This window comes from Microbacterium sp. P5_B6, assembly GCF_056400345.1.
Map to the genome: position 1 here is coordinate 1 of NZ_JBFULL010000041.1, position 10,890 is coordinate 10,890.

At 64.6% G+C, this 10,890-nt stretch carries 10 protein-coding genes and 1 pseudogene; 8 read left to right on the plus strand and 3 right to left on the minus strand.

Annotation, left to right across the window (positions count from 1 at the left end):
- The 8 genes and pseudogenes from AC1DP3_RS17780 to AC1DP3_RS17815 form a co-directional block, all read left to right on the plus strand.
- On the plus strand, positions 1–307 hold a 307-nt coding region (locus tag AC1DP3_RS17780; protein WP_477295614.1), incomplete at its 5' end, for an excalibur calcium-binding domain-containing protein.
- A 653-nt stretch (positions 308–960) separates the two neighbouring features.
- The gene (locus tag AC1DP3_RS17785; protein ID WP_477295616.1) at positions 961–3,645 is read left to right on the plus strand and encodes an LGFP repeat-containing protein; all 2,685 of its coding nucleotides are present in this window, start codon (positions 961–963) and stop codon (positions 3,643–3,645) included.
- Between the two features lie 234 nt (positions 3,646–3,879).
- A complete protein-coding gene (locus AC1DP3_RS17790) occupies positions 3,880–4,146 on the plus strand; it encodes a hypothetical protein (RefSeq protein WP_477295618.1) in 267 nt (88 codons plus the stop codon).
- Complete coding sequence (locus tag AC1DP3_RS17795) at positions 4,143–5,270, plus strand: glycosyltransferase family 2 protein (protein WP_477295620.1); 1,128 nt, start codon at positions 4,143–4,145, stop codon at positions 5,268–5,270. Before AC1DP3_RS17790 ends, AC1DP3_RS17795 begins: the two co-directional genes overlap by 4 nt.
- A gap of 1 nt (position 5,271) precedes the next feature.
- A complete protein-coding gene (locus tag AC1DP3_RS17800) occupies positions 5,272–6,090 on the plus strand; it encodes an acyltransferase family protein (RefSeq protein WP_477295622.1) in 819 nt (272 codons plus the stop codon).
- Entirely contained in the window at positions 6,012–6,470 is a 459-nt protein-coding gene (locus AC1DP3_RS17805; protein WP_477295624.1) for a hypothetical protein, read from the plus strand. Before AC1DP3_RS17800 ends, AC1DP3_RS17805 begins: the two co-directional genes overlap by 79 nt.
- Positions 6,471–6,486: 16 nt before the next feature.
- Positions 6,487–7,353 carry an NAD-dependent epimerase/dehydratase family protein gene (locus AC1DP3_RS17810; RefSeq protein ID WP_477295625.1) on the plus strand — a complete coding sequence of 289 codons (867 nt, stop codon included), beginning with the start codon at positions 6,487–6,489 and terminating at the stop codon, positions 7,351–7,353.
- Positions 7,353–7,904: pseudogene (locus AC1DP3_RS17815) on the plus strand (dTDP-4-dehydrorhamnose 3,5-epimerase family protein); the annotation flags it as partial. The gene AC1DP3_RS17810 and the pseudogene AC1DP3_RS17815, both read left to right, overlap by 1 nt.
- A gap of 68 nt (positions 7,905–7,972) precedes the next feature.
- On the opposite strand, the gene AC1DP3_RS17820 reads toward AC1DP3_RS17815, so the two are convergent.
- From AC1DP3_RS17820 to AC1DP3_RS17830, 3 genes are all read right to left on the minus strand, one after another.
- A complete protein-coding gene (locus tag AC1DP3_RS17820; RefSeq protein WP_477295627.1) occupies positions 7,973–9,205 on the minus strand; it encodes an ABC transporter ATP-binding protein in 1,233 nt (410 codons plus the stop codon).
- Positions 9,206–9,208: 3 nt separating this feature from the next.
- Positions 9,209–10,120, minus strand: a complete 912-nt coding sequence (locus AC1DP3_RS17825) for an ABC transporter permease (protein WP_477295629.1) — start codon at positions 10,118–10,120, stop codon at positions 9,209–9,211.
- Between the two features lie 103 nt (positions 10,121–10,223).
- On the minus strand, positions 10,224–10,890 hold a 667-nt coding region (locus AC1DP3_RS17830; protein ID WP_477295631.1), incomplete at its 5' end, for a dTDP-glucose 4,6-dehydratase.

Genomic DNA, 10,890 nt, shown 5'->3' on the forward strand with positions numbered 1-10,890 from the left:
GTCGAGCGCGTACGTGTCGACGTGGCTCGCCAATGGCGGACCGGGCGGAGCCTTGGGGCTCGTGAACGGTTCGGAAGCCTGTTTCGGCACTTACTGCCAGGTCCCGTTCCAGCACGGCCTGCTGGTCTGGGACCCGGCCCACGGGGTGAGCGTGCACGCGGGCAATCCGGGCGATACGAAGAACTGCACCAACTTCGCCACCCAGGCTGAAGCGCAGTCCTGGTTCGATGCGTACTACGCGGACTGGGGCGATATCGCAAAGCTCGACGGGAACAACGACCGCATCGCCTGCGAGAGCCTCCCGTAGCCGTCGACGTCGAACACCCGCGCGACCGCCGGCTCCCCTCCGATCGAAAGGCGATCGGAGTGCCGGTATTCCCCGTGTCGTYAAGGGGCATATGGTCGCATCATGCGGCGTCCTGCGCGTATTGTCCTCATCGTCGTCGCGGCGGCCCTCGTCGTGGCCGCGGCGGTCGCGCTGATGKCCCTCTACCTCGGGAACGCCGACTCTCCAGCATCCCCGTCTGCGTCCACTGAKCCGAGCAAGACCTCGTCTCCGGCAGTCACTCCCTCTGACTCACCCACACCMCCTGACTCACCCACACCGTCTTCCACGCAAGAACCCGCGCCCAGTCCGCTTGCAACCGATGAGGTGCAGCCCGAGCCCACTCCTGCCGGTCCGGGAACAGTGACGATCGTGAACTCGGGTGCTGACGGGGACTTCGTCTATGCGACGGGGATCGTGACCGGTGACGTCCGGGGTGACGGGACTTGTACGTTGACGGCGACGTCCTCAAACGGTCRGACTCTGATTGGACGACGAGATGCTCAGTCGACCCCAGCCGCCGTCAACTGCGGCGTGATCCAGATCCAGGCGCCGTCTGGCGAATGGACACTCGTGCTCGCCTACGAATCAGAGAATTCCCGCGTGACTTCCGAACCGACGGTGGTCACACAGCCGTGACCGCCACCCCGCCGCAGCCCCGCTCGCGCCGACTGCTGGCGATGATCGTGGCGTTCGGGATTCTGCTCGGTGCTGCGCTGGCATTCGCGATCTCACCGCCGGACCCACCGTCCGCGTCTGCGGCGAACGCGGGKGACTTCCAGCATGGCAACCTCATCTCCGATGCCAACTTCTTCGACTCAGGATCGATGACTGCCGCGGGGATCCAGGCATTCCTGAACTCCAAAGTGACGAGCTGTGTCGGCAGCAACGGCATGCCCTGCCTGAAGGACTACTACGCGCAGTCGACGCCCCAGCTGGCGGCGGACTCCTATTGCAAGGCCTTTCCGGGTGGCGGCATGAGCGCGGCACAGCTCATCAGCAAGGTCTCTGAAGTATGTGGGATCAGTCCGAAAGTGATCCTGGTCATGCTTCAGAAGGAGCAGGCGCTGATCACCGCCACCTCGCCGACCTCGCGCAACTACAGCGCGGCACTCGGGCAGGGGTGCCCCGATGGAGCCGACTGCAATCCTGCATTCGCCGGGTTCTTCTACCAGATCTACGGCGCCGCCCGGCAGATGCAGATCTACATCAAGAATCCGGCGTGGTTCGCCTACCAGCTCGGCTGGAACAACATCCTCTATCAGGCCACGCCTCCCGACAATGCCCGCATCTGCGGAACGAAGCGCGTCTACATCGAGAACAACGCGACGCGCGCCCTCTACATCTACACGCCGTACACCCCGAACCAAGCCGCTCTGGACAACCTGTACGGCACCGGGGACTTCTGCTCCGCCTACGGGAACCGCAACTTCTGGCGGCTCTACACGGACTGGTTCGGCAGCCCCACCGGCTATTCGGTGGTCGGCGACTACGCGAAAGTGTGGGCGGCGCTCGGCGGGGAGGCCGGGCTGCTCGGGGCTGCCACCGGCGCAGAGAACTGCAACGGCCGCTACTGCCAGCAGACATTCAAGGGAGGGGTGATCTACTGGTTCCCCGGCCGTGGGGTGTTCGGCGTCCCATCGGTCATCGACAAGATGTGGTGGAACCTCGGGTTCATCGACGGCGCCCCCGGCTTGCCCACCGGAGTCGTGGTCTGCATCCCCGACGGCACATGCACGCAATCCTTCGACGGCGGCGTGATCGCGGCGGACGCGGTTGGAGGATCGCTCGTGGGCCGGCACGTCGAATCGGCCTGGGTTGCCTCGGGTGGCATCGCTCTCGGAGCCGCACGCGGTCCGGAACTCTGTTCCGACGCAACGCACTGCGCTCAGCTCTTCGTCCGCGGCGGGCTCTTCTCAGGAGACTCGGCGACGGCCGTGACAGGCTCGATGTTCACAGTGTGGAATGCGACGGGACTCACGACGGGATGGCTCGGGTTCCCGTCGACCAATTCCGTGTGCACCTCGGCCGGCTGTATGCAGAAATTCGCCGGCGGAATCATCGTCTCAGCTGAGGGTCGGACCGAGGCCGTTCCGGAGCCCATTGCATCGAGGTACCTGGCGCTCGGCGGACTCCCGGTCGTCGGCGGGCCGAGGACCGCGGCCGTGTGCGATGCGAGCGGGACGTGCAATCAGCGCTTCGCCGCGGCGAGGATCGACAGCTCCGCGCGAGGCATCGTCGTGACGAGGACCTGGTTCCTGGACGCCTGGGCGACTGCCGGATATGAGAAGGGGCGGTTGGGGCTCCCCCTGTCCGAAATGGTCTGCCTGCCGGTGGTGTGCTACCAGGCATTCGAGGGCGGGACGCTGTCGGGGTCGACGTCCGGGGCGATCGTCGCTGTGTATGCGGYGTATCGSGATGTGTGGRTGGCGGCGGGAGGCCCAGAAGGATCACTGGGGATCCCCGTGCGCGCTGAGACGTGCAACGGCCATGACTGTTCGCAGGTCTTCCAGCGAGGCACAGTCGTCTGGACGCCGGCGCACGGAGCGGTGACGGTCGCGGGCTGGTTCMTGCCGCCGTGGCAGGCTCAAGGTTCCGGCTTGGGTCGATTGGGTGCGCCGTTGGCGGGCATGACGTGTGTGCCGGTGACGTGCTACCAGGCGTTCGAGGGCGGGACGCTGTCCGGATCGACGTCCGGGGCGATCGTCGCTGTGTATGCGGCATATCGCGATGTGTGGATGGCGGCTGGGGGCCCGGAAGGTTCGCTCGGGCTCCCTGTGCGGGCCGAGACCTGTAACGGGCATGACTGTTCGCAGGTCTTCCAGCGAGGCACAGTCGTCTGGACGCCGGCGAACGGGGTCGCAACCGTCGCCGGCTGGTTCCTGCCGCCGTGGCAGGCTCAGGGTTCCGGCTTGGGTCGACTGGGTGCGCCGTTGGCGGGCATGGTGTGTGTGCCGGTGACGTGCTACCAGGCGTTCGAGGGCGGGACGCTGTCCGGATCGACGTCCGGGGCGATTCTCGCGGTGTATGCAGCGTATCGGGATGTGTGGATGGCCGCAGGCGGCCCGGCGGGATCGCTGGGACTGCCGGTGCAGGCCGAGTTCTGCGTCTCGAAGGGCTGCTCCACACGGTTCGAGCGTGGCGCGATCGCGTGGTCGTCATCGACCGGCGCCGTCACCGTCGTGGCGCCGATCCTCGCTGTGTGGGATGCAGCGGGTGGGCAGAACGGCAAGTATGGGCTCCCGGTCAGTGCGGCGGTTACGGTGGGCGGTGTCGTCTCCCAGCAGTTCCTGAACGGCGTCATCTCGGTTCCGGGGTGAGGGGGTGCAGTGAAGCGCCCGGATGGGGGATGGTAATCTATCGGGAGGACGCGGAATTCGAAGCATCCCATTGGCGAACGACCTCGGCCGCATCTGTCCGTTCGACGCCGTGCTGTGGGAGAACCCGAAGCGTGTCGTCGGAGCACTCCTTCGTCACACGCTCTGAGGTGCTCGATGGAGCATTCTCGCTGCGCTGAGCCAGCGAGCCGGAAGAACACGAGAGGTATGTTTGCGATGGGCGAGGGCCAGGAACTGTCTCCGGAAGTGGTTGACGCTGTGTCACTTGAGCGGGCGTTGAAAGATGCGGAAGTCGCGAACTTGCGGGTGATCGCCTTGGCGAAGGATCTCTTCGATCGCGACGAGCAGATCAACAAACTCAATGCGGAGATCGTTGCATTGAAGCGACTGATGGACCCTCGGCGGAAGGTCGAGCATGTCTTCCGGAGCAACCACACGGCGTACGTGCTGGCTCGCAGGGCGAAGCGGATGATGGGGCGGTGACCGGCTCTCGTCGGCCACGGGTGCTGCTCGCCGTCACCTTCTACAACGGTCGGGATTTTGCGCGACGCACTCTCGAATCGATCGCGCGTCTGGAGCGAAGCGATTTCGACCTTGATGTGATCGTCCTCGACGACGCCAGCCCGGAGCCCGGGTTCAGCGACTTCCTGAAGGACGCCTCGCACGAGACGGGCGCCGTCTACTACCGATCTCCGCTGAATCTCGGGATCCCGAGGAACGTCAATCTTGGTCTCGCCACTGCGCAGCGCCTTGAATACGACTACGTCGTGATATCGAACTCCGACGTCATCTATGCAGCCAACTCGGTTCAGGTGCTGCTCGACGTCATCTCCCAGTCGCCCCGCGCGGCCTCCGTCACGGCGTGGTCGACGAATGTCGATCCGTACTCCCTTCCGAACGGCACCGAGCTCTACGTCGAGACGCAGGAGGTCGCGGATCAGATCGGGGTGACGCTTGCGGCCGAGTTCGGGTCGGAGACGCTGGAGATCCCGGCGGGGATCTCGTTCGCGATGATCATCCCGGTCGCCGTCCTGCAGACGGTGGGACTGATGGACCCGGTGTTCGGTCGAGGCTACGGTGAGGAGTCGGATTGGTCAGCGCGCGCCACCAACGCGGGCTATGAGCACCTCCTCGCGCAGGGTGCGTTCGTGTACCACKCCGGGCGCGGATCCACCCTTCCGGCCGGCGTGATCCCAAAGCATGACATCGCCGACTGGGGCAACCAGCACATCGTCGATCGCCGATCGCCGATGTTCCGCTGGGGTGTCGACGGGTTCCTCCGTGCCGGACTTCTCGAGCAGCGGCAGATGTCGGCGGTTCGAGCGATCATCGTCGGCGCTGCGCTCAACGGGGGCTACGCGGTGATCGACCCAGCCCACGACTGGGTGGACATCGACCCTTCCATCGTCTCCGTGGCGATCCGCTCTCGGACCTATGAACTCTGCACCGCGCACTGGTGCGGGTTCACGACCGAGATAGACACGGATACGATCCATGTGCTCGCCGCCATCCGGACGTTCTTCGGAGGGGCAGCGCCGGTGTACACGAATCTGCCTCGGGCGACGTGGGAGAGTGCCGCGCAGTTCGGCTACCCCGTAGGCCTGTGAGATGGCGGTAGGGAGTCTCGCAACCGCATTCGATCCTCGGCATAACTCGATCGGGTTCCTCCGCTGGCTGATGGCCTTCATGGTCATCTTCTCGCATGCTGGCCCGGTTGCCGGGCTCTTCCAGGGCGCCGACATCGGTTCGCAGTGGGGTGCCGAGACATCGCTAGGCGGCGTCGCCGTAACCGGCTTCTTCTTCCTCTCGGGGATGCTCATCACACGGAGCATGATGAACTCGAAGTCGCCGGTGCGCTACCTGTGGCATCGTGTCGCGCGTATCTTCCCCGCGTGGTTCCTCATCCTGATCGTCACCGCTTTCGCGCTTGCCCCGCTCTCATGGATCTACGACCAGGGCTCGATTCGCGGGTTCTTCTCGGTCGAGGCTGATTCGCCGTGGACGTACGTCTACAACAACTTCAMGTTGGTGCTGAACCAATGGGCGATCGCCGGCACCGGCGCTGACACGCCCGCTGTGCAGCACGGTTACAACACCTGGAACGGGTCTGCATGGACCCTCCTGTACGAGTTCGCCTGCTATCTCGCGGTGCTCGGGCTGGGTCTCATCGGCGCACTGGCGGGACGCGTCGTGGGAGCTCTGGCGGCAGCGGGTGTCCTGCTGCTCAGCACCCTGCAAGCAGTGCACGCAATCCGCAGGTGCTGCAGTTGGCCGCTCCGTTTGCTTTCGGCACTCTCGTCCAGCTCTACATCCACCGAGTGCCATTCGATGACCGGCTTGGCATYGGCATGCTCATCGTCGCGGCGCTCTGCTGGTGGAKGGGCGGCTGGTTCCTGCTGGGGCAGTACGCTTTCGCCTACGGTTTGATCTGGTTCGGAAGCCGGGTCAAGGCGCTCTCGGGATGGGACCGCCGCGCTGACCTGTCGTACGGCATCTACATCGCGGGCTGGCCGGTCATGTTCCTCGCGGCGGACCTCGACATCCAGTCAGCCGGCTGGTTCGTCTACCTGCTCGTCGTCACCGTGGCTGTTCACGTGTACGCCTTCTTGAGCTGGGTGCTGATCGAGAAGCCCGCGCTCGATCTCAAGAACTGGATGCCGCGCTGGCTGGCAGGGTTGGGAAACTGGACGCCCGTCGCTCCCAAGGGGGGCGGGGACGGCATATTGACGAGAGTGCGCTTCGTGCCGCTGATGATCCTCGTGGCGATGACCGCGGTGTTGGTTGTCATCGGCGCTCTTCGGCAATGAGATCAGGAAGGCTGTTATGAGCAAGACGGTAGTCATCACCGGTGCGGGCGGCTACGTCGGACGGCATGTCGTCAATGCTGTTGCCGACCTGGGATTCCAGAGCGTGGCGATCGTGCGACAGATTCGGGACGGGCACCAGGATCCGCGGGTCCAGGTCGTCGAGGCCGATGTGCTTGACGCGGCGTTCGATCTGAGCTCCGTCGTGCCGCTGAAAGAGGTGGCCGCCGTGATCCACTTGGCGTGGCAGGACGGATTCGTCCATAACGCCCCGTCTCATATGGAGAACCTCTCTGCGCACTATCGCTTCCTCGTGGGGCTCGCCGATGCGGGCGTCCCGCGGATCGCTGCGCTCGGAACCATGCATGAGGTGGGCTTCTGGGAGGGAGCCATCACGGCGGACACCCCGACGAACCCGGCGTCGCTCTACGGGATCGCGAAGGACGCCCTGCGCCGGTCCACGTTCCTCAGCATCGGGGACCGCGCGGAGTACGTGTGGCTCCGTGCCTATTACATCCTCGGTGACGACCGGCGGAATCGATCCATCTTCACCAAGCTGCTCGAGGCCTCCGATCGCGGCGAGACGGAGTTCCCCTTCACGACCGGCAAGACGCTCTACGACTTCATCGATGTCGCCGAACTGGGGCGTCAGATAGCTGTGGCCGCCACCACACCGGGGATCACCGGCGTGTTGAACACCAGCTCGGGTGAACCCGAATCCCTCGCCAGCCGCGTTGAGCGGTTCATCGGCGAGCATGATCTCGGGCTGCGCCTCCAGTACGGCGCCTTCCCGGACCGCCCCTACGACTCGAGCGGGTCCTGGGGCGACGCCACGGCCATTCGATCGCTGATGGCGCGATACTCATCGGCGAATAAGGAGAGATGATGTCACTGGAGTACGGCAAGCCCCTGGCGGCGCACCACACACCGATCCCCGGGGTGCTGCTTTTCGACCTTCCCGTGCACGGCGACAACCRCGGGTGGTTCAAGGAGAACTGGCAGCGGGAGAAGATGCTCGCCCTCGGCCTGCCCGACTTCGGCCCGGTGCAGAACAACATCTCATTCAACGACGCGATCGGCACGACGCGCGGCATCCACGCGGAACCCTGGGACAAGTTCATCTCCATCGCGGTGGGATCGGTCTTCGGAGCGTGGGTGGATCTTCGGGCCGGCGACAGCTTCGGCGCGGTGTTCACCGCCGAGCTGGATCCCTCGACGGCGATCTACATCCCCCGCGGAGTCGGGAACTCGTTCCAGACCCTCCAGGAGAACACCGCCTACTCCTACCTGGTCAACGACCACTGGAGCGCCGACAAGGTCGGAGAGTACTCGTTCCTCAACCTCGCTGATGAGACGGTGAAGATCCCGTGGCCGATCCCGCTGGAGCGGGCGGAGCTCTCGGAGAAGGATCGACTGCACCYGCGTCTGGCCGAGGTCACCGCCGTCTGACCGCGAGAAGGGGGAGCCRCGYGGCTCCCCCTTCTCGCTCAGATCCTGCCCGTCTTCTACAGCGCGGCGGCGACGTTTCCTTCGACGGCGATGCGCAGATAGCCGATCGCCTGCGGGTCCGCCTCCACGTTGAACGAGGCGGCCTGCATGATGTTGTGCAGGTTCTCTCCGCTGTCGTCGAGCAGGGCTGTATTGACGAAGTACTTTCCGCCACCGAAGGACGGGCTTTTCAGGCGGAACACGACCTCGCAGCCGCCCTCGACAACGGGCACGGGAGTCCCGAGCCAATCGGTCCCGGTCACGTAGATCTTCTGCCCCATGGTGTCGTCGATCTGGAGCCGACAGCTCCAGGACTCGAGCTGATCAGCCGCGACGGTGACACGGATCTCCAGGTCATCGCCAGGCTGCAGGGTCTCGCGCGCGTCGCGACCCACCGCAACAGCCGCCACCCGGGTGATCGCGCCGGCACGCCGTTGGGCCTGGCTCGAGACGGCGCTGCGCTCTGCGATCCGGCGCTCCTCCAGCAGATCACGGAACCGGGAAACCGCAATCGACGGGTTTCCGTCGTACACCACTCGTCCGGCATCCAGGAGGACGCAGCGATCGCAGAGATCGACCACCTGGTCGAGTGAGTGGCTGACGATGATGATGGTGCGTCCCTCACGCTGGAAGTCGCGAATGCGATCCATGCATTTACGCTGGAACGCTTCGTCCCCGACGGCGAGCACCTCATCCACGAGCAGAATATCCGGGTCCGTGTGCACCGCGACCGCGAACGCGAGACGCACGTACATTCCGGATGAGTAGAACTTCACCTGGGTGTCGATGAAGTCTCCGATAGCCGCAAACGCGACGATGTCGTCGAAGCGCTCTTCGGTCTCTTCGCGACTCAGACCGAGCACAGACGCATTCAGGAAGATGTTCTCCCGGCCGGTCAGGTCCGGATGAAAGCCCGCGCCCAATTCCAGCAGTGCGGCGAGCCGACCCCGCTCCTGGACCGATCCTGCGGTGGGTTCGATGATGCCGCCGATCACTTTCAGCAGGGTGCTCTTGCCCGAGCCGTTGTGACCGATAAGGCCGATCGTCTCGCCGGCGAAGATGTCGAGCGTCACGTCCCGAAGGGCCCAGAACTCGCGTCGATATTGACGCCCGGGCCGACCGAGCGTGACGATCCGCTCCTTGATGGACGAGTCCTTGCGGACGGTGAATTTCTTGGAGACGTCCTCGATTTTCACGACCTCCGGCGCAGTGGCGGGGTCAGTGGTTCGCGGCGAGTGGGAACCTGGCATGTATTACAGCTCCTGGGCGAAGTTTCCCTGCAACCGGATGAAGACCCGGTGGCAGACGAAGAGCAGGACGATGCCGACAATCAGTGCGATCACGAGCCGCAGGAGAAGCGCGACGGGCCAATCGTTCTGCTCTCCGGCGACCCAGAAAGCACGCTGGAAGCCCAGCACGGCGAGAGTCAGGGGATTGTTCGTGTAGAGCTGCAGGAGGAACGGGGAGGTCACCAGGGTCTTGACCATCTCCCACGAGTAGACGACCGGGCTGAGCCAGAACAGAAGCATGGTCACGACCTCGACCAGATACTGGGTATCGCGCAGGTAGACGTTGACTGCGCTGAACAGGAGTGCGAGGGCTGTTCCATAGACGACGAGGACGAGCAGCGCCGGGAAGAAGTAGAGGATCTCCCAGTGGAGAGGCGGCTTCCCGACGAGGAAGGTGGCGCCCACCAGAACGATGAGCTGGATGGCGAAGTTGAACAAGGCCGACCCGACGCTCGACAGCGGGAAGACCTCGCGCGGCAGGTAGACCTTCTTCACCAGTCCGGCGTTGCTGAGGAGCGAGCCAGTGCCTCCGACGACGATCTCGGTGAAGAGTCCGACCGCGGAAAGACCCGCGAAAATGTAGACCGCGAAGTCCGGGATGGACTTGGCGGCGCCGAGGAACTGCCCCATCACGATGAAGTAGATGCCCAGCTGAATCAGCGGTCGTATCAGCGACCAGAAGAAGCCGAGCGTGGAGTCCTTGTACCTGGCCTTGAGATCCCGGCGAACCAGCAGTCCGAGCATCTCGCGCTGTGAGAAGAGGTTCCGGAGGGCGCCCCACCCTGCTCCCCTGCCGCTTTGACCGCCGACGGGACCGAGCGGCGTTGCTTCCAATCGCTGCAGGCGCGCCGCGGCGTCCTCATCTGACGTCAACATTTCCACAAGTCTACCGTGACCAACTTCAGCGAACAGCGACCACCAGATCGCGCGGAGTCAACAGACCGAGGGGTGTCTCTCGACGGCAGACCGCCGCTCCTGGTCACTGCCCCTTGCTGGCGTAGAACGCTTCGACGCCGTCCTTGCTGGGTGCCCACCACGCTTCGTTATCGCGGTACCAGTCGATGGTCGCGGCAATGCCCGCTTCGAAGTCCGAGTACTGCGGGGTCCAGCCCAGTTCCCTGCGGAGCTTGGTGGAGTCGATCGCATAACGGAGGTCGTGTCCCGCCCTGTCGGTGACGTGGTCGTAGCCGTCCCGAGGCTGTCCCATAGTTTCGAGGATGAGCTCGACGACGTCCTTGTTGCTCTTCTCCCCGTCTGCACCGATCAGATATGTCTCACCGATCACGCCCTTGTCGAGGATGGTGAGCACCGCGGAGGAGTGGTCGTCGGCGTGGATCCAGTCCCGCACGTTCTCGCCGGCGCCATACAGCTTCGGGCGGACCCCGCGGATGACGTTCGTGATCTGGCGCGGAATGAACTTCTCGACGTGCTGGTACGGGCCGTAGTTGTTCGAGCAGTTGCTGATTGTGGCCGCCACCCCGAAGGAGCGCACCCACGCACGCACGAGCAGGTCGGAGCCCGCCTTGGTCGACGAGTACGGGGACGAAGGGTTGTAAGGGGTGTCCTCGGTGAATCGAGCCGGGTCATCGAGTTCCAGGTCGCCGTACACTTCGTCGGTCGAGATGTGGTGGTAGCGGGTGCCGTGC